Genomic DNA, 18,485 nt, shown 5'->3' with positions numbered 1-18,485 from the left:
CCATGCAGATAACGTCGCTAAATACACTGTTGCAAGGCGTGGTGGTGGTGCCGTCGGTATTTGATGTGACCATCCACGGTTTGCAAACCGACAGCCGCAAAGTGCGGATCGGTGATGCGTTTGTAGCGCTGGCAGGCACTAGTACAGGGCCCGAACATTATATAGACGACGCTATTCGCGCTGGCGCATCGGTGGTTTTGCTGGAATCTGAACAGGCTGGTGAGTGCAGCGAGCGTAGCGGCGCTTTAATTGTGCCAGTGCCCGAATTAAAAGCCCGCCTGGGTAAGCTGGCGGACCGGTTTTTTGAATACCCGTCACAGCGCCTGCAGCTTATCGGTGTGACGGGTACCAACGGTAAAACCTCGGTAACCCAGTATATTGCCCAGCTACTTCAGGCGGCGGGCACGCCCTGTGGCTTAATGGGCACATTAGGTTGCGGCATGCCCGAGGCTTTGCAGCCGGCGACGCACACAACCCCAGACGTGGTGCAAGCCAATCGGGTACTGGCAGGTATTGTAGCCAGCGGCGGCCGTGCTGCGGCGATGGAAGTGTCTTCCCATGCTTTGGACCAGGGTCGCATCGATCGTCTTACTCTAACGGCCGCGGTGTTTACCAATCTGACCCGGGATCATCTTGATTACCACGGCTCCATGGCCGCCTACGGTGAAGCTAAGGCCAGGCTTTTCACCCGTGAAGAATTGCGCTTTGTGGTGATTAATGTCGACGACCCATTTGGTCGCAAGCTTTACCACCAGCTTGAAGGCAAGTGTGACCGCCTCCGCTTCAGTCTGCATGAGCCGCAAGTGGAGTTGTGGCTAAAAGATTTTTGCGCTTTGGACAACGGCTTTCGTGCCGTGTTGGATGGCCGGTGGGGCGAATTCACTATTGAAGCGCCGCTGATGGGCCGGTTTAACGCCAGCAATGTACTGGCTGCGGTTGCCACAGTGATGGCGTTGGGGGTTGATGCAACCCAAGTGCAGCAGGGCGTTTGCCGGCTGGTGCCACCGGCCGGACGTTTGCAGGTATTTACCGCCGGCGACGGTGCCCGGGCGGTGGTGGATTATGCCCACACTCCTGATGCTTTGAACAACGCGTTGGCGGCATTGCGCCCCCACGTAAGCGGGCGGCTGATTTGCGTTTTCGGCTGTGGCGGCGACCGTGACAGTGGCAAACGGCCGGAAATGGCGCAACAGGCTGAAAACGGCGCTGATCTGGTGATTGTCACCGACGATAACCCGCGTACTGAAACCCCATCCGCTATCACAGCCGATATTATGGCCGGATTTATCGCCCCGGAAAAAGTGCAGCTGATTCACAGTCGTGCCCAGGCCATCGGCGCCGCCCTTGCTCTGGCCGGCCCGGACGATCTGGTGCTGGTGGCTGGCAAAGGCCACGAAGATTATCAGGATATCGCTGGTTGCAAGCACCCGTTCAGTGACAGCGAGCAGGTAACCCGGGCTCTGAAACAGCGGGAGGAAGTGGCATGATGCGCTCTTTTTCGCTAGCGGAAGCCGTTCAGTGGTTGCAGCCTGACTGTCATTTTGACGGGCCGGATAATTTAACGTTTAACGCGGTCAACACCGACACCCGCAGCTTGCAGCCAGGGCAGTTGTTCGTGGCGTTGCGCGGTGACAATTTTGACGGCCACCGGTTTTTGCAAAAAGCGCAGGAGCAGGGCGCAAGCGCCGCCGTTGTGGATCGTATTGATGCCGCTGTGGACCTGCCCCAGTTGCTGGTCAGCGACACCTTGATCGCGCTGAGCCAGCTGGCAACGGCGCACCGTGCAACCAGCAACGCGGCTCTGATTGCCATTACCGGTAGCAGCGGCAAAACCACGGTGCGTGAAATGACCGGGGCGATTTTGCAGCAGATGGGCCCGGCTTTGATTACCCAAGGCAATCTGAACAATCACATTGGTGTGCCGCTGACCCTGTTTGGTCTGGCTCCTCAGCACCGCTTTGGTGCGATCGAGTTGGGCGCCAGTGGCCTTGATGAAATTGCTTACACCGTGGCTATGGTGAAACCGCAGGTGGTGATTCTGACTAACGCGGGCCAGGCCCATCTTGAAGGTTTTGGCAGCTACCAGAACATCGTGCTTGCCAAGGGCGAAATCATCGACGGCGTGACCGATGACGGCCTGGTTGTGCTTAATCGGGACGATCCGGCGTTTGATCAGTGGCTGGCCCGTGCCGGTCGTCGCCGTGTGGCAAGCGTAAGTCGCGCAGGCCATGCCGAAGCTGATTATAAGGCCACAGCGGGGGCTGGCGGCCAGCTGCAGATCAGCGGGCCAGATGGTTGGCTTTGCGACCTACGGTTTGGTCTTGAAGGTGAGCACAATCTCAGTAACGCGGCTATGGCGGCAGCTGCAGCGCGGGAGTTGGGCGCCACCAATGAACATATCAAAGCCGGGCTGGAGCAGGTGCTAGCGGTAAAAGGTCGCTTGCACATACAGCCACTGGCGCAGGGTTGGACCCTAATTGATGACAGTTACAACGCCAATCCGGCGTCGATCAAAGCCGCGCTGGTGGTGCTGGCAAAACGTCCGTCACCGCGCATTGCGGTGCTGGGCACCATGGCTGAATTGGGCGAGCAGGCTGCCCAGCTGCACCAGGAAGTCGCGCAATACGCCCGTGATCTGGGCATTGAGCGGTTGCTGGCGGTAGGCCCGGGCTGTGAAGGCTACGGCCAGGGTTTTGGTGCCACAGTCGAAATCTGCGCCAGTCACGACCAGGCGATGGATGCCGTTTTAAAAAACACACAGGTACCGGCCACCGTGCTGGTGAAAGGTTCTCGCAGTTCCGCCATGGAAATTGTGGCGGAGGGAATAAAAAATAAGGTGAATGGCACATGCTGCTCTGGCTGACAGAGATACTCTCACAGTACTTCACATCGCTGACGGTGTTTCAGTACCTCACCCTGCGCGGCATTCTGGGCACGCTAACGGCGCTGCTGATTTCGCTGCTGGTGGGCCCGGTGATGATTCGCAAGCTGGCGCAATACCAAATTGGCCAGGCGGTGCGCGACGACGGCCCGCAAGCCCATCTGAGCAAAGCCGGTACGCCCACGATGGGTGGCGCGCTTATTCTGGTGGCCATCGCCGTCAGTACCCTGTTGTGGGCAGACTTAAGCAACCGCTACGTGTGGATCACCCTTCTAGTTACTCTGTTATTTGGCGCTATCGGCTGGGTAGATGATTATCGCAAAGTGGTCGAGCGCAACCCCCGTGGCCTGCCGGCCCGGTGGAAGTATTTCTGGCAGTCGGTGGTGGGTGCCGGTGCCGCTATCGCGTTGTTTATGACAGCGTCTCTGCCTCAGGAAACCTCGCTGTATCTGCCGTTTTTCAAGCAGGTGTCGCTCACCATGGGGCCGGTGCTGTTTATTCTGCTGACCTATTTCGTGATTGTTGGCACCAGTAACGCGGTCAACCTCACCGACGGACTGGACGGTCTGGCGATTATGCCCACGGTGATGGTAGCCGCTGCGCTGGGCATATTTGCCTACCTGTCGGGCCACGTCCAGTTTGCCAATTACCTGTTGATTCCGCGCTTGCCTGGCACCGGCGAACTGATTGTGTTTTGCGGCGCCATTGTAGGCGCCGGTCTGGGATTTTTGTGGTTCAACACCTATCCCGCTCAGGTGTTTATGGGCGATGTTGGTGCTCTTGCCCTGGGTGCAGCTCTTGGCATAGTGGCGGTGATTGTGCGCCAGGAAATTGTGCTGTTCATCATGGGCGGCGTGTTTGTGATGGAAACCGTATCGGTGATTTTGCAGGTGGCGTCGTTCCGTCTGACCGGGCGGCGAATTTTCCGCATGGCGCCGCTGCATCACCATTTTGAATTGAAGGGCTGGCCCGAACCGCGGGTTATCGTGCGTTTTTGGGTGATTACCGTGGTTCTGGTGTTGATTGGTTTGGCCAGCTTGAAACTGAGATAAGGAGTGTTGCCGAATATGGGTGTCATTGTGTCGGATCGTCGCACGTTAATCGTAGGGCTCGGTAAAACCGGGCTTTCCTGCGTGCGCTATCTGGCAGCACAAGGCCGCAAGCTGGCCGTGGCTGACACCCGTGAGGCGCCACCGGGCCTTGCTGAGCTGCAAGCCGGTTGGCCTGACGTCGAAGTGCATCTTGGCGCGTTTGACAGCGACTTTTTCAGCGCTTTCAGTGAACTGATTGTAAGCCCGGGTATCAGTGTGGCCGAGCCCGCTATCGCTGCTGCAGCCGCCAGTGGCGCGCGTATTCGCGGTGATATTGACCTGTTTGCAGAAGCCGCCGAGGCGCCGATTATTGCTATCACCGGCTCCAATGGCAAAACCACGGTGACCACGCTGGTCGCCAACATGGCTCGTGACGCCGGCTACCAGGTTGCAGTGGGTGGCAATATTGGCACTCCGGCGCTGGATTTGTTGAATACCGGTGCGCGCTTATACGTGTTGGAGCTGTCCAGTTTTCAACTGGAGACCACGGATGAACTGAATGCGCTGGCGGCCACGGTGCTCAATGTCAGTGACGACCATATGGACCGTTACCCAGACAAAATGGCCTATTACCAAGCCAAACAGCGGATATTCCGCGGCTGCCAGTACGCCATTGTGAATCTGGATGACGCCCTTAGTACACCTATGGCGCGGAACACGCTGCGCTTTATCTGCTTTGGCATGAACCGGGTCAACCCGGAGACCTTCAGCACCCGTGACGACAGTGTCAGTGGCCACCCCTGGGTAACCTGGGGGCTGGATAACCTGATTCGCGCCGACGAACTTGGACTGATCGGCCGCCATAACCTCAGCAACGTGATGGCGGCGCTTGGTCTGGGCAAAGCGGCCGGTCTGCCCATGGATAGCATGTTGACGACCGCGGGCGCATTTCACGGTTTGCCCCACCGTTGCGAATCACTTCGCCTGGTCAATGGCGTTGAGTACATCAACGACTCAAAAGGCACCAACGTGGGCGCTACAGTTGCTGCGCTCGACAGTCTGGCACCGGCGGCGGGCAAGATTGTGCTAATTGCTGGCGGTGATGGAAAAGGCGCCGATTTCAACCCGCTAGCGGACCCTGCACGCCGACACTGCCGTGCGGTCGTGCTGATTGGCCGTGATGCGGCGCAGCTGCAAGAAGTTTTGGCGCAGGGCACCGCAACCCACATTGAAAACAGCTTGGCCGACGCGGTGGCAAGCGCCGCGCGGCTGGCGCAACCGGGTGACAGGGTGTTGTTGTCGCCGGCCTGCGCCAGTCTGGATATGTTCCGTGATTATATCGATCGCGGTGAGCGCTTCCGCACGCTGGTGGAGGCACTATGATTCAGACCCAATCGGTATTGCCCGTGTACGGCAATCGTCATCCAGCGCTGCAGCCCTTGCCATTGCTGATTGTTAGCGCCGCCGCGTTGATGGTGTTGGGGCTGGTGATGATTTCGTCGGCGTCTATGGACATTGCCAGTGCGACCTTTGGTAATAGTTACCACTTTATATTTCGCCAGCTTGTGTTTGTGGCGCTCGGCTGCGTGCTGGCTCTGATCGCGGTTAATGTGCCGGTTTCCTGGTGGCAGAATAGCGGCTGGTTGCTGCTGGGCGTGGGGTTGTTGGTTTTGGTGCTGGTGCTAACACCACTGGGGCGGACGGTAAACGGCTCTACTCGCTGGATTCCGTTTGGCATTTTCAACGTTCAGGTGTCCGAAATCGCCAAGCTTTGCCTGGTGGGCTATCTGGCCAGCTACGTGGTGCGCCGTCGCGACGAGCTGTTGAATACCTGGCCCGGTTTTATCAAGCCGCTGGCGGTGGTGGGCGTGGCCTCTGGCCTGCTGATGGTGCAGCCGGACTTTGGCGCCACCGTGGTGCTGGTGGGCGTAGCCGCCGGCATGATTTTCCTTAGCGGTGTCAGCCTTATGCGCTTTGCACCCTTGGTAGTGGCACTGGCTGCATTGGGCGCCCTGGCGGTCATTGCCGAGCCCTACCGAATGAAACGCGTGGTGAGCTATCTGGATCCGTGGCAAGACCAGTTTAACAGCGGTTATCAGCTGACCCAGTCGCTGATTGCGTTCGGCCGTGGCGAATGGGCCGGCGTCGGTCTGGGTAACTCCATTCAGAAGCTGTTCTTTCTGCCCGAGGCCCATACCGACTTTATATTCGCCATTATTGCCGAAGAATTCGGCCTGATTGGGGCTTTGTTAGTGGTGGCGCTGTTTACCATTCTGGTGATCAGCGGTTTTGTGATTGCCCGCCGCGCAGAACAGGCCAAGCAGCCATTTGCCGCCTGTTTCGCCTATGGCATCAGCCTGCTGATTGGCCTGCAGGCGGCCATTAATATGGCGGTAGCCACCGGTTTGCTGCCGACCAAAGGGCTAACGTTGCCGTTGGTCAGTTACGGCGGTTCCAGTTTGATGATGACCTGCGTGTGCCTGGGCATATTGGCACGCATAGAGATGGAACGCTTGGATGCCGCAACGGCAGCAGCCGAGCCTGCCGGCAAAAAACACCGGGGAGGGGCTGCTTATGACTGAACCCCGGCGTTTTCTGATGATGGCCGGCGGCACGGGTGGCCACGTGTTCCCGGCGCTGGCTACCGCCCGCGCCTTGCAGGCCCGCGGCCATCAGGTGTTCTGGCTGGGTGCCGTTGGCGGCATGGAACAGCGGCTGGTTGCCGATACCGATATTGAAATGTCGTTGATCCATATTTCTGGATTGCGCGGCAAGGGCAAGCTGGCGCTGATAAAAGCACCGTTCAAACTGATGCGTGCCCTGGGCGAAGCGTTCACCATTATGCGGCGCATTCGCCCGCACTGCGTGGTTGGCATGGGCGGCTTTGTGACCGGCCCCGGTGGGTTAGCGGCCAGATTGACCGGCACACCCTTGGTCATTCACGAACAGAACGCCGTTGCCGGCATGACCAATAGACTGCTGGTGCGCTTTGCCGACACTGTGCTGGAAGCATTCCCCGGTAGCTTTGATGCAAAAACCGTCACCCGCTGCACCGGCAATCCGGTGCGCACGGATTTTGCCGCGCTGGCAGCACCAATAGAACGTCTGGCGGGGCGCACAGGCCCGCTGCGGTTACTTGTCGTTGGTGGCAGTCTGGGCGCACAGGTGTTCAACCAGCAGGTGCCCCAGGCGCTGGCGCAAATGGCGGGCGAGTGTCGCCCGCACGTGCGCCACCAGTGCGGTGAAAACCACGCCGAGGCCGCTCGCGATGGCTATCAGGCAGTAGGCGTTGAGGCCAGCGTGGAGCCATTCATTACCGATATGGCTGCGGCTTTTGCCTGGGCCGATCTGGTGCTGTGCCGCGCGGGTGCGTTAACCGTGTCGGAACTCTGTGCCGCCGGTTGCGCCGCCATTCTGGTGCCTTTCCCCTACGCGGTGGATGACCACCAGACACGCAACGGCGAACAGATGGTTAGCGCCGGTGCGGCCCTACTTATACCCCAGCCGCGCCTCACCCCCGCGCTGTTGGCAGAAACTCTGGGCGATCTGGTAAATGATCGCGAGCGGGTACTAATGATGTCGCAGGCAGCTCGTAAGCTGGCCCGCACCGATGCAACGGAGAGAGTCGTGAATTATTGTCTGGAGGCCACCAATGGCTGATGCCAACACACTGCCACTGGTATATCAGGTGCCGGAAATGCGCCGCATCCGCCATATTCACTTTGTCGGTATTGGCGGCGCCGGCATGAGCGGTATTGCCGAGGTGCTAAAAAACCAGGGCTATGACGTGTCCGGCTCTGACTTGCGCCACGGTGCCGTTACCCAACGCCTGACGGCCATGGGTATTGATGTACAGATTGGCCATCGCGCCGAAAATACTGCAAAAGCCGATGTGGTCGTGGTGTCTTCAGCGGTGGCGGCCAACAACCCGGAAGTGGTTGCTGCGCGCAGTAATCGCATTCCCATCGTGCCGCGAGCGGAAATGCTGGCGGAAATCATGCGTTATCGCCACGGCATTGCGGTTGCCGGAACCCACGGCAAAACCACCACCACCAGCCTGATTGCTTCGGTGTTTGCTGAGGCGGGCCTGGACCCGACCTTTGTGATTGGTGGCAAGCTGAACAGCGCCGGCACCAATGCCAAGCTGGGCGGATCGCGCTACCTGATCGCGGAAGCCGACGAGAGCGACGCATCGTTTCTGCACCTGACACCGTTGATTTCCGTGGTCACCAACATCGAAGCCGACCACATGGACACCTACGGTGGCGATGTGGAAAAGCTGAAGCAGACGTTTGTTGATTTCCTCCACAACTTACCGTTTTACGGCGTGGCCGTGATGTGCATAGACGATCCCTACGTGCGTGAAATACTGCCGCGTATCTCGCGCACCATTATTACTTACGGTATTGATAATCCAGAGGCCGACTACCGCGCCGAGAATATTGTGTCTGACGGCCTGCGCACGCGCTTTCTGGTAAAGCGCCCGGGGCCGCGGGCCGATTTGCAGGTAGAGCTGAAAATGCCTGGCCGCCACAACGTGCTCAACGCTCTGGCGGTGATTGCCGTGGCCACCGATGACGGTGTTGACGACGCGTCAATCGGCCGCGGTTTGGCGGGTTTCGCCGGTGTTGGCCGGCGCTTTCAGGTGTACGGCGACTATCCGATCGCCAAGGGTTCCATAACCCTGGTTGACGATTATGGCCACCACCCCACCGAAGTCGCCGCGGTCATTCGCGCCGCTCGTGATGCTTGGCCCGGTCGACGTTTAGTCATGCTGTACCAGCCGCACCGGTTCAGCCGCACCCGTGACCTTTACGAAGATTTTGTCAAAGTGCTGTCTACGGTGGATGGTTTGCTGCTGATGGACGTTTACTCCGCCGGCGAAGCAGCGATTCCCGGATGTGACGGCCGCGCCCTGTGCCGCAGCCTGCGTCAGCGAGGCAAAGTAGAACCGGTGTTTGTCGAGCACAATAAAGACATCGAAACCCTGTTGGCCAGCGTGTTACGCGATGGTGACTTGCTGATAACTCAAGGCGCCGGTGATATTGGGGCGGTGGCAGCCCGCCTGGCTACAACGGGCGTAGTAGCAACAGGGGAGATAAGCGGTGAGTGACCAGCAGCACTATCCATTGCAGCACTATCCAATATTGCACCAAATACAGCCGTTTCTGGCCGAGCCTGCCATGCTGAAGGCCTTTGGCCGGGTGGCCGTGTTTATGGGCGGTGATTCCGCCGAGCGCGATGTGTCGCTGAAAAGCGGACAAGCAGTGCTTTCGGCGCTGCTGTCAGCGGGTGTAAATGCTTTTGGCGTAGACGTGCAGGGTTGTCTGTTGAAAACCGTGGAACAGCCAGAGTTCGATCGGGTATTTATTGCGTTGCACGGTCGCGGTGGTGAAGACGGGACGCTGCAGGCGATTCTGTCCCAAGCCGGTATTCCGTTCACTGGCAGTGACGTGATGGCTTCGGCCCTGGCCATGGACAAGCTGCGCACCAAATACGTGTTTGCCGGTTGCGGTTTGGCCACGCCCAAGTTCCGCACCATGGCGTCTGCGGAAGACGCCACCAGTATCGCCGCTGAGTTGCGCATGCCGCTGAGCGTGAAACCGTCGCGTGAAGGATCCAGTATTGGCATCTGTAAAGTCACCAGTGCAGGCGAGTTAGTGCAGGCATGGCAGGCGGCTGCGGCGCTGGATACCTCGGTGTTGGTGGAAGAGTGGATTGAAGGCCCGGAATTTACCATAAGTTTGTTGCAAGACCGCGCGCTACCGACTATCGGCCTGAGCACCGATCACGTGTTTTACGATTACGACGCCAAGTATCTGGTCGACGACACCCGCTACTGCATTCCCTGTGGGCTGTCAGCAGACGAAGAATTGCGTCTTCAGCAGTTAGCGCTGGAAGCCTTCCGGGTTGTGGGCTGCCGCACCTGGGGCCGGGTCGACATTATGCAGGATGCTGACGGTAAGTTCTGGTTGCTGGAAGTAAATACCGTGCCGGGAATGACCGACCACAGCTTGGTGCCAATGTCTGCACGGGCAGCGGGCATTAGTTTTGAAGAACTGGTGGTGCGCATTCTGGCCGACACTCTGGAGCAAAACGGCGCAAAACAAGAAGGAGAGCCGGGCCATGCTTGATAACCTGCTGATCCGGACTCGGACACTGCCGTCCGAACCGCCGCAACGCCGGGGGGCAACAACCCTTGGCCCGCAGCATGACCGGTTCGCAGTGTTAAAGGCTGTCTTTGGTGTCGTGCCTTGGTTGCAGTTTGGTTTGGGTATTGTGGTGATCCTGACAGCAGCACTGGTGCCCTGGGGCGCCAGTAAAGTACTGGCGGCGATGGATCAGCAGATTCTGGCCATTGACGTGAATGGCGCGCTGGTCGGCGAAAGCCAGGTGGGCCTCGAACGCCACCTTGGGGCCTGGGTTGGAGGCAGCTATTTCGCAACCGACCTGGAAGAGATCAAGGCCAGCCTGGAACAGCGCCCGTGGGTTGAATCGGCGGCCGTGAAGCGCGAATGGCCAGACCGTCTAACGGTCAACATCCGCGAGAAAAAGCCGCTGGCCTACTGGAGTGACGGCCGCCTGGTTAGCCGCACGGGCGAGCTGTTCAGCCCACCTAACCCGCAAGTGGCCGGCGCTCTGCCGCTGCTGTCCGGCCCTGACGAGCGGGCGCGGGATGTGATCACCATGGCTCGTGCGTTAAGTGATCAGCTGGCTGACCATGGCCTTGGCTTCAGTGGCCTGAATCTGGAACAGCGCGGGGCGTGGACCTTGCGCCTGAGTAACGGCATAGATGTTGTGCTGGGCCGTGACCAGGTCGAGCAGCGTTTTGAGCGGTTTATGACCGTGTATCAGGCCCGGCTGGCATCCCGGGCAGATGAAGTCAGTAGGGTGGATGCGCGCTACACCAATGGTGTTGCGGTGCAGTGGAAGGCGGTTACGGCTGCCTCAACTCCGAAAACATAACAACGGTTTATTCAGACCTGGGGTTTGGTGGAACACATGTCATCGGTTGAAACGGAAAACATGATTGTCGGCCTGGATATTGGCACCTCAAAAGTGGTGGCCATTGTCGGCAAGCGCAAAATGGACGGATCTATTGAGGTGGTGGGCGTCGGCTCTAACCCCTCAAAAGGGCTGAAACGCGGTGTCGTGGTCAATATTGAAGTCACGGTTCAGGCTATTCAGCGCGCAGTGGAAGAAGCCGAGCTGATGGCCGGCTGTCGCATTTATTCGGTGTACGCAGGCATTGCCGGTAGCCACATCAAAAGCCTGAACTCCCACGGCATTGTGGCCATTCGTGATCGCGAGGTGACCCAGGCGGATATCGATCGGGTCATTGACGCAGCCCAAGCCGTGGCCATTCCGGCCGATCAGAAAATTCTGCACATACTGCCGCAGGAATTCGTGATTGATAACCAGGAAGGCATTAAAGAGCCGCTGGGCATGTCGGGCGTGCGCCTGGAAGCCAAGGTGCACTTGGTGACCTGCGCGGTGAACGCCGCCCAGAATATTGAAAAATGCATTCGCCGCTGTGGCCTTGAAGTCGACGACATCATTCTTGAGCAGCTGGCTTCCAGTCACGCCATTCTCACTGAAGATGAAAAAGAGTTGGGCGTGTGCGTGGTGGATATGGGCGGCGGTACCACCGACATCGCAGTGTTTACCGGTGGCGCTATTCGCCACACCGCTGTGATTCCGATCGCCGGTGATCAGGTCACCAACGACATCGCCATGGCGTTGCGTACGCCCACCCAGAACGCCGAAGAAATCAAAATCAAATACGCTTGCGCGCTGACCCAGCTGGCGGGCGCGGACGAAACCATCAAAGTGCCCAGCGTCGGCGATCGCGCTCCGCGAGATTTGTCACGTCAGGCTTTAGCCGAAGTGGTTGAGCCGCGCTACGAAGAACTGTTCATGCTGGTGCAGTCGGAGCTGCGACGTTCGGGATTTGAAGACATGATCCCGGCGGGCATCGTGATTACGGGAGGCGCATCCACCATGGAGGGCGTGATTGAGCTAGCAGAAGAAATTTCCCACATGCCGGTCAGGCTGGCCTGTCCGCAGGCCGTGTCGGGCATGACGGAAGTGGTCGACAGCCCGATTTACGCCACTGGCGTTGGGTTGTTGATACACGGTTTCCGCCAGATTGATCTGGGGCGGGCGCCGGTACTCAAGGGGGAGCATGCTCCCACGCTGTTTGAGCGAATGAAAGCTTGGTTTACCGGCCATTTTTGAGCCGTCAGCCAAGCACAACAGCAACCGTTTTGAACCAACAAATTTCAAAAAAGAACAGCCGGAAAACAGGCTGACTAAAGCACGAAGGAGTGGGGATATGTTTGAACTTGTCGATAGTGTGCAGCAAAACGCAGTTATAAAAGTGGTCGGTGTGGGTGGTGGTGGTGGTAACGCCGTGCGCCATATGCTTAACAGTGATATTGAAGGTGTTGATTTTATTTGCGCCAACACGGATGCCCAGGCCCTTAAAGACCTGGACGCTCGGCAGATTATCCAGCTCGGTGGTGCCATCACCAAAGGCCTGGGTGCCGGTGCTAACCCGGAAATAGGACGACAGGCGGCGCTGGAAGATCGCGATCGTATATCGGATGCAATCAGTGGCGCTGATATGGTCTTTATCACCGCAGGTATGGGTGGCGGTACCGGAACCGGTGCCGCACCCGTTGTGGCTCAGGTGGCACGGGAGCTGGGCATTTTGACAGTTGCCGTAGTGACCAAACCGTTCCTGTTTGAAGGCGGCAAGCGCATGAGCATGGCGGAAGCCGGTCTGCGCGAGCTGGAAGAGTGCGTGGATTCTTTGATTACCATTCCCAATGAGAAGCTGCTGTCGGTGATGGGCAAGAACACCAGCCTGCTGGACGCCTTTGCGTCTGCTAACGACGTACTCTTGGGTGCGGTTCAGGGCATTGCCGATTTGATTACCCGCAATGGAATGATTAACGTCGACTTCGCCGACGTAAGAACGGTGATGTCCGAAATGGGCATGGCGATGATGGGTACTGCTCGTGCAACGGGTGAGAACCGTGCCCGTGAAGCCGCAGAAGCCGCTATTCGCAGCCCGCTGCTGGAAGACGTCAACCTGCAGGGCGCCAAGGGTATTTTGGTTAACATCACCGCCGGCATTAACCTGAACTTGGGCGAGTTTGCCGAGGTAGGCGACATCATCCGCGAATTTGCTTCGGATACGGCCACAGTGGTTGTGGGTACCGTGATTGATCAAGACCTGACCGACGAACTCAAGGTGACTGTAGTGGCCACTGGTTTGGGCGGAAGTCGCGAAAAACCGGCCAAAGTAGTGGATAACAGCCGCACCCTGGATGGTAAAACCGACTACAACCAGCTGGACCGGCCGGCCATCCTGCGCCGTCGCGCTGTGGCTTCCGGCAACACGGCGCTTGACCAAGGCCGCGACAGCGCGGAGCAGAGTGTGGACTATCTCGATATTCCCGCATTCCTTCGTCGTCAAGCCGATTGATATCATGGCAACAATATGACCCGGAGCCGGCTGGGGCGGGTACTTGAAACCTTCAGTCGGAAAAGTGAGCACTGGTCACCCATGGCCCGTTTTGGCTGTTTTTTGAGCAGAAAAGGGCGATTTCGAGTGGTGGCCAGTTGTATTTTCTGATATCGTGCGAGCAGATTTTTGTTTAGCGCATCGCCTTTTCGACGGAACTATGTATCGATGATCAAACAACGGACTCTTAAAAACACTATTCGCGCCACCGGCATTGGCCTGCATTCGGGTGAAAAGGTGTATTTGACCCTAAAGCCCGCACCCATTGATGCTGGAATTGTCTTTTGCCGTACCGATCTAGACCCTGCGGTTGAAATTCGGGCCCGTGCAGAAAATGTCGGCGAGACCATGCTGTCAACCACGTTGATGAAAGACGGCGTACGGGTGTCAACGGTAGAGCATTTATTGTCGGCCATGGCTGGCCTGGGCATCGATAACTGCTTTGTAGAACTTAGCGCTTCTGAAGTGCCGATCATGGATGGCTCGGCAGGGCCCTTTGTATTTCTGTTGCAGTCTGCTGGCATTGCCGAGCAAGATGCAGCCAAGAAATTTATCCGCATCAAGCGTGAAGTATCGATTACCGACGGTGATAAAAGCGCCACTTTCTTGCCCTTTGAAGGCTTTAAAGTCAGTTTTGGTATCGACTTTGATCACCCAGCCTTCAAAGGCCGCGCCCAGAGCGCCACTGTTGATTTTTCCAGTACTTCGTTTGTGAAAGAAGTCAGTCGGGCCCGCACCTTCGGTTTCATACGCGATATTGAAAAACTTCGCTCCATGAACCTGGCTCTTGGTGGCAGCGTTGACAATGCCATCGTTGTTGACGATTACAAAATTCTTAACGAAGACGGTTTGCGCTATGACGACGAGTTCGTCAAGCACAAGGTTCTGGACGCTATCGGCGACCTGTATCTGTTGGGCAACAGCCTGATTGGCGAGTTCCGTGGTGTGAAATCCGGCCACGACTTGAACAATCGCCTGCTGCGCCTTCTTATTTCAGAGCAGGACGCCTGGGAAGTAGTGACCTTTGATGACGAAGCTAACGCTCCGATCTCTTACGTCAAACCTGTTTTAGCCACCGCCTGAAGCATCATCGTCAGTCGCGAACGTGACTGGCGAGCTTTTCCAGAATTTGGCGCAAAGCTTTGTCTTTTGTGTGCCCGGCTTCCTCTTGGAGGAGCCGGGCGTTTTCTTTACTCAGGGGCAGCTTTTTCGCCATGGCCTTGTCCTGAAAACGCGCCGGCACCACTTTTACTTTCAGCTTCCAGACAAAGCGAAACAACTCCAGATTGCGCGCAGCCGCCATAATGTCATGCTGGCGAAAGCGAATCTGGCTGGCTTTGGGCCCGCTGTCTGATGACAGCACAAGTTCGCCTTCATGGCAGCTGACAAAACGCGTACCTGACTGCAACGATGGCGGCAATTCAGCCAGCAGCGCCTGTTCAGCAAGCCGGTGCTGCTCGGCCCGCGCCACCAGGTTGCGCACGCCGGCGGCCCCAGAGAGTGTGTTGAAAATCATTTTCTGTTCGTTTTTTGGCGTCATTGCGGCCTGAGTACTCGACTGAGCTGTAAACCATTGGGTACACTTCTGCTTCGTTTTTAGGTGAGCGCCCCGACTATTCATGACCAGTGTAACCGCTGGCGGGTGCTTTAAACATCGGTTTGCGATCTGTTGCAACAGCTACACACTATGACGACATACAGAATTTCTGATCCGCTCCCGCCTCCGGCCATTATACTGAATCGCCGTTTTTTACTCGCCTTGCTGGTGTTCACTCTGGCGCTGGCAGCCGGTGCTAGTTGGGCGGGTTACACGCTGGCGGTGGCGAAAATTGAGGCCGAAACCCCTGCTAGCGCCGAGTTGGTTGTGCGTTGGCAGGCGCGCTTGCAGGAGCAGAAAGCCGAGCTGGCCCAGATTGAAACAGACGTGCAGCACCAGGTCGACGCCATAACGCTGCGCCTGGGTGCGATGCAAGGCCGCCTGTTGCGGCTGGACGCTTTGGGGCAACGATTTGTCGAAAGTGGACTGGTGAATAACGAAGAGTTTGATTTTAGCGCTCCGGCGCCAGTAGGCGGCCCCGGCCGGTCGTTAAGAAAACCTGTAACGCAAATGTGATTGGCAGCGCCGAATTGTCGGCAGGCGTTGTTGTCACCGGCTGTGGCTTTTGCCCCGCCGCTAAATAAAGGTAGAATGCCGGCTTCCTCCGTTTAATCAAAGAAGCATTGGTCTATGTTCACAAAGCTTGCAACGAAAGTATTCGGTAATAAGAACGCCAGGGAAATCAAGCGAATGCGCAAGATTGCCGTGCGTATTAATGAACTTGAAAAGCAATTTGGCAGCCTGACCGACAGCGAGTTGCAGGGAAAAACCACAGAGTTCCGTGAGCGCCTGCAAAAAGGCGAAAGTCTCGATGCGCTGATGCCCGAAGCGTTTGCCTGCGTACGCGAAGCCAGTGGCAGAGTCATGGGCATGCGCCATTACGATGTGCAGTTTGTAGGTGCCGTTACCCTGCATGAAGGCCGCATTGCCGAAATGAAAACCGGTGAGGGTAAAACCCTTATGTCCACCGCGTCGGCCTATCTGAACGCTTTGTCTGGCAAAGGCGTTCACGTGATCACCGTGAACGATTATCTGGCCCGCCGTGATGCCGACTGGATGGGTAAGCTGTATAACTTTATGGGCCTGCAAGTGGGCGTTGTAAGCTCCGGTCAGCCGGGCGAAGAAAAGCGCGCTGCTTATCAGGCTGACATCACCTACGGCACCAACAACGAATTCGGTTTTGACTATCTGCGCGACAATATGGCGTTCAGCACCGCAGACAAAGTTCAGCGCGGCCTGCATTTTGCTATTGTTGACGAAGTTGACTCCATTCTGATCGATGAATCCCGTACACCGCTGATTATTTCTGGCGCCGCCGAAGACAGCTCGAAAATGTATCAGGCGATTAACATCCTGATCCCGATTCTGGAAAAAGGCGAAGTGCCAGAGGAAGGCGATCCCACCGGCCATTTCACCATCGATGAAAAGACCCGTCAGGTCGAACTGACCGAACGGGGCCATGAAAAAGTGGAGCAGTTGCTGCTGGAGCGTGAACTGCTCAAAGCAGGCGAGAACCTGTATGCTGCTGCCAATCTCAGCCTACTGCATCACGTGCACTCCGGATTGCGGGCCCATAACCTGTTCCAGAAAAACGTGGATTATATCGTGCAAGACGAGCAGGTCGTGATTGTTGACGAACACACGGGTCGTACCATGCCTGGCCGGCGCTGGAGTGAAGGTTTGCATCAGGCGATTGAAGCCAAAGAAGGCGTGAATATTCACGCGGAAAGCCAGACCCTGGCGTCTACCACTTTCCAGAACTACTTCCGGCTTTATGAAAAGCTGTCGGGCATGACCGGTACCGCAGACACTGAAGCGTTTGAATTCCGTCAGATTTACGGCTTGGATGTGGTGGTCATTCCGCCTAACAAACCGATTCAGCGGACCGATTACAACGACTTGGTTTACTTGACGGAAGAAGAAAAATTCCACGCCATTATCGACGAAATTAAAGACGCTACAGGCGAAGGTCGGCCCATTCTGGTGGGTACTGCGTCCATTGAGGCGTCTGAGCGTTTGGCGAGCCTGCTGAAGAAAACCCAGATTGATTATAAAATTCTGAACGCCAAGCAGCACGAATTCGAAGCCCAGATTATTGCACAGGCCGGTCGCCCCGGTGCCGTTACCATTGCCACCAACATGGCTGGTCGGGGAACCGATATTGTGCTTGGTGGTAACTGGGAATATGAACTGGCAGGGCATGATAACCCCTCCGATGAACAGAGCGCGGTACTGAAAGACGCGTGGACTGAGCGCCACAATAGTGTGTTGGAAGCCGGTGGTTTGCACATCATTGGCACCGAGCGCCATGAAAGCCGACGCATTGACAACCAACTGCGGGGTCGTGCCGGCCGCCAGGGCGACCCGGGTTCATCTCGCTTCTTCTTGTCGCTAGAAGACAACCTTATGCGGATATTTGCTCCGGATAAGGTCAAGAGTCTGATGCAGGCCATGGGCATGAAAAACGGCGAGGCGATTGAGCACCGCATGGTCACCAACGCCATTGAGAAATCCCAAAGCAAGGTCGAAGGCCGAAACTTTGACATGCGCAAAACGTTGCTGGAATACGACGACGTTGCCAACGACCAGCGTTCGGTCATTTACGACCAGCGTAACGAGGTAATGGGCTCGGACGATGTGTCGGAGATGGTGAAAACCATTCGCGCTGACGTAGTAGACACCCTGGTGAGTGCTCACATTCCACCGCAGAGCATGCCGGAGCAATGGGATGTTGCCGGTTTGGAAGCCCAGTTGCAGTCGGAATTGGGCATTGATCTTCCGGTCCAGCAGTGGCTGGATGAAGACAGCAAACTCTATGAAGACAATCTACGCCAAAAAATTCTGGAGCTGATTGTGATTGCTTACGACGCTAAAGAGGCCGTGGTCGGCGCGGAGCCCATACGTAAGTTTGAAAAACAGGTGTTTTTGCAGGTACTGGATACCCTGTGGAAAGAGCATCTGTCGAATATGGATCACCTGCGTCGCGGTATTCACCTGCGTGGTTACGCCCAGAAAAACCCGAAGCAGGAGTTTAAGCGCGAAGCCTTCAATCTGTTCGAAAGTATGCTGGAAGCCATGAAGGGCGATGTTATTCGGGTACTGTGTCACGTGAAAGTGCAAAGCCAGGAAGAGCTGGGAGAAATTGAGCGCCAGCGTAAAGAGGCATTGGCGAATGAACTGGCACGTGCTCGTCTGCGCCACGACGAAACCAGCGCAACAGCTCAGGCTGGCGCCGGGGGAGAGGCCGGTGGCCACGACAGTTCACGCCAGGCCATGCCGGAAACCTTTGTACGTAACGAGCGAAAAGTGGGCCGTAATGAGCCCTGTCCTTGCGGGTCTGGCAAGAAGTTCAAGCAGTGCTGTGGCAAAATTAGTTAAACAGCACTGTCATTGAAAGCTATCTTCAACCCGCAATCTGGTTCATTCAGGCTGCGGGTTTTTGCG

General features: G+C 57.0%; 14 protein-coding genes and 1 pseudogene. 14 read left to right on the top strand and 1 reads right to left on the bottom strand.

Annotated features, from left to right (window positions below; all coding sequences use genetic code 11):
* The first annotated feature begins 2 nt into the window (after positions 1 to 2).
* From A3OI_RS0113995 to lpxC, 12 genes and pseudogenes are all read left to right on the top strand, one after another.
* Positions 3 to 1,487 (top strand): UDP-N-acetylmuramoyl-L-alanyl-D-glutamate--2,6-diaminopimelate ligase, encoded by a 1,485-nt coding sequence (locus A3OI_RS0113995; protein ID WP_018404882.1) that lies wholly within the window; start codon positions 3 to 5, stop codon positions 1,485 to 1,487.
* A complete protein-coding gene (locus tag A3OI_RS0113990; protein ID WP_018404881.1) occupies positions 1,484 to 2,863 on the top strand; it encodes a UDP-N-acetylmuramoyl-tripeptide--D-alanyl-D-alanine ligase in 1,380 nt (459 codons plus the stop codon). Before A3OI_RS0113995 ends, A3OI_RS0113990 begins: the two co-directional genes overlap by 4 nt.
* Complete coding sequence (mraY, locus tag A3OI_RS0113985) at positions 2,848 to 3,933, top strand: phospho-N-acetylmuramoyl-pentapeptide-transferase (protein ID WP_018404880.1); 1,086 nt, start codon at positions 2,848 to 2,850, stop codon at positions 3,931 to 3,933. The genes A3OI_RS0113990 and mraY overlap by 16 nt, the downstream gene beginning before the upstream one ends.
* Positions 3,934 to 3,948: 15 nt before the next feature.
* Positions 3,949 to 5,295 carry a UDP-N-acetylmuramoyl-L-alanine--D-glutamate ligase gene (gene murD, locus A3OI_RS0113980; protein ID WP_018404879.1) on the top strand — a complete coding sequence of 449 codons (1,347 nt, stop codon included), beginning with the start codon at positions 3,949 to 3,951 and terminating at the stop codon, positions 5,293 to 5,295.
* On the top strand, positions 5,292 to 6,494 hold the full coding sequence (gene ftsW / locus A3OI_RS0113975; RefSeq protein ID WP_018404878.1) for a putative lipid II flippase FtsW: 1,203 nt from the start codon (positions 5,292 to 5,294) through the stop codon (positions 6,492 to 6,494). Before murD ends, ftsW begins: the two co-directional genes overlap by 4 nt.
* Positions 6,487 to 7,572: an undecaprenyldiphospho-muramoylpentapeptide beta-N-acetylglucosaminyltransferase gene (gene murG, locus A3OI_RS0113970; protein WP_026224218.1), complete on the top strand. Its 1,086-nt coding sequence runs from the start codon at positions 6,487 to 6,489 to the stop codon at positions 7,570 to 7,572. The genes ftsW and murG overlap by 8 nt, the downstream gene beginning before the upstream one ends.
* Positions 7,565 to 9,025, top strand: coding sequence for a UDP-N-acetylmuramate--L-alanine ligase (murC, locus tag A3OI_RS0113965; protein WP_018404876.1), 1,461 nt, complete (start codon positions 7,565 to 7,567; stop codon positions 9,023 to 9,025). The genes murG and murC overlap by 8 nt, the downstream gene beginning before the upstream one ends.
* Entirely contained in the window at positions 9,018 to 10,046 is a 1,029-nt protein-coding gene (locus A3OI_RS0113960; RefSeq protein ID WP_018404875.1) for a D-alanine--D-alanine ligase, read from the top strand. The genes murC and A3OI_RS0113960 overlap by 8 nt, the downstream gene beginning before the upstream one ends.
* Positions 10,039 to 10,878, top strand: coding sequence for a cell division protein FtsQ/DivIB (locus A3OI_RS0113955; RefSeq protein ID WP_018404874.1), 840 nt, complete (start codon positions 10,039 to 10,041; stop codon positions 10,876 to 10,878). The genes A3OI_RS0113960 and A3OI_RS0113955 overlap by 8 nt, the downstream gene beginning before the upstream one ends.
* A gap of 36 nt (positions 10,879 to 10,914) precedes the next feature.
* Positions 10,915 to 12,150: a cell division protein FtsA gene (gene ftsA, locus A3OI_RS0113950; protein ID WP_018404873.1), complete on the top strand. Its 1,236-nt coding sequence runs from the start codon at positions 10,915 to 10,917 to the stop codon at positions 12,148 to 12,150.
* Between the two features lie 97 nt (positions 12,151 to 12,247).
* Positions 12,248 to 13,234, top strand: a pseudogene (ftsZ, locus tag A3OI_RS0113945) (cell division protein FtsZ); the annotation flags it as partial.
* A gap of 378 nt (positions 13,235 to 13,612) precedes the next feature.
* Complete coding sequence (gene lpxC / locus A3OI_RS0113940) at positions 13,613 to 14,527, top strand: UDP-3-O-acyl-N-acetylglucosamine deacetylase (RefSeq protein WP_018404871.1); 915 nt, start codon at positions 13,613 to 13,615, stop codon at positions 14,525 to 14,527.
* Positions 14,528 to 14,537: 10 nt separating this feature from the next.
* On the opposite strand, the gene A3OI_RS0113935 is transcribed toward lpxC, so the two are convergent.
* Positions 14,538 to 14,984, bottom strand: a complete 447-nt coding sequence (locus A3OI_RS0113935; RefSeq protein ID WP_018404870.1) for a DciA family protein — start codon at positions 14,982 to 14,984, stop codon at positions 14,538 to 14,540.
* 147 nt (positions 14,985 to 15,131) lie between these two features.
* Here A3OI_RS0113935 and A3OI_RS20305 point away from each other — a divergent pair, with 147 nt between their 5' ends.
* Both A3OI_RS20305 and secA read left to right on the top strand, forming a co-directional pair.
* The gene (locus tag A3OI_RS20305) at positions 15,132 to 15,557 is read left to right on the top strand and encodes a hypothetical protein (RefSeq protein ID WP_018404869.1); all 426 of its coding nucleotides are present in this window, start codon (positions 15,132 to 15,134) and stop codon (positions 15,555 to 15,557) included.
* A gap of 114 nt (positions 15,558 to 15,671) precedes the next feature.
* Positions 15,672 to 18,419, top strand: a complete 2,748-nt coding sequence (gene secA / locus A3OI_RS0113925) for a preprotein translocase subunit SecA (RefSeq protein ID WP_018404868.1) — start codon at positions 15,672 to 15,674, stop codon at positions 18,417 to 18,419.
* The last annotated feature ends 66 nt before the right edge of the window (positions 18,420 to 18,485 follow it).

The organism is Marinobacter gelidimuriae (assembly GCF_000372805.1).
Taxonomy (GTDB): Bacteria; Pseudomonadota; Gammaproteobacteria; order Pseudomonadales; family Oleiphilaceae; genus Marinobacter; species Marinobacter gelidimuriae.
The sequence above is the reverse complement of the archived record's forward strand: the minus strand, read 5'-3'. Positions and strand labels throughout refer to the sequence as shown.

Bases quoted from the DNA above. Each gene is read 5' to 3' on its own strand.
- A3OI_RS0113995 (WP_018404882.1), top strand. From the start codon at position 3: ATGCAGATAACGTCGCTAAATACACTGTTGCAAGGCGTGGTGGTGGTG.
- A3OI_RS0113990 (WP_018404881.1), top strand. From the start codon at position 1,484: ATGATGCGCTCTTTTTCGCTAGCGGAAGCCGTTCAGTGGTTGCAGCCT.
- mraY (WP_018404880.1), top strand. From the start codon at position 2,848: ATGCTGCTCTGGCTGACAGAGATACTCTCACAGTACTTCACATCGCTG.
- murD (WP_018404879.1), top strand. From the start codon at position 3,949: ATGGGTGTCATTGTGTCGGATCGTCGCACGTTAATCGTAGGGCTCGGT.
- ftsW (WP_018404878.1), top strand. From the start codon at position 5,292: ATGATTCAGACCCAATCGGTATTGCCCGTGTACGGCAATCGTCATCCA.
- murG (WP_026224218.1), top strand. From the start codon at position 6,487: ATGACTGAACCCCGGCGTTTTCTGATGATGGCCGGCGGCACGGGTGGC.
- murC (WP_018404876.1), top strand. From the start codon at position 7,565: ATGGCTGATGCCAACACACTGCCACTGGTATATCAGGTGCCGGAAATG.
- A3OI_RS0113955 (WP_018404874.1), top strand. From the start codon at position 10,039: ATGCTTGATAACCTGCTGATCCGGACTCGGACACTGCCGTCCGAACCG.
- ftsA (WP_018404873.1), top strand. From the start codon at position 10,915: ATGTCATCGGTTGAAACGGAAAACATGATTGTCGGCCTGGATATTGGC.
- lpxC (WP_018404871.1), top strand. From the start codon at position 13,613: ATGATCAAACAACGGACTCTTAAAAACACTATTCGCGCCACCGGCATT.
- A3OI_RS0113935 (WP_018404870.1), bottom strand. From the start codon at position 14,984: ATGACGCCAAAAAACGAACAGAAAATGATTTTCAACACACTCTCTGGG.
- A3OI_RS20305 (WP_018404869.1), top strand. From the start codon at position 15,132: ATGACGACATACAGAATTTCTGATCCGCTCCCGCCTCCGGCCATTATA.
- secA (WP_018404868.1), top strand. From the start codon at position 15,672: ATGTTCACAAAGCTTGCAACGAAAGTATTCGGTAATAAGAACGCCAGG.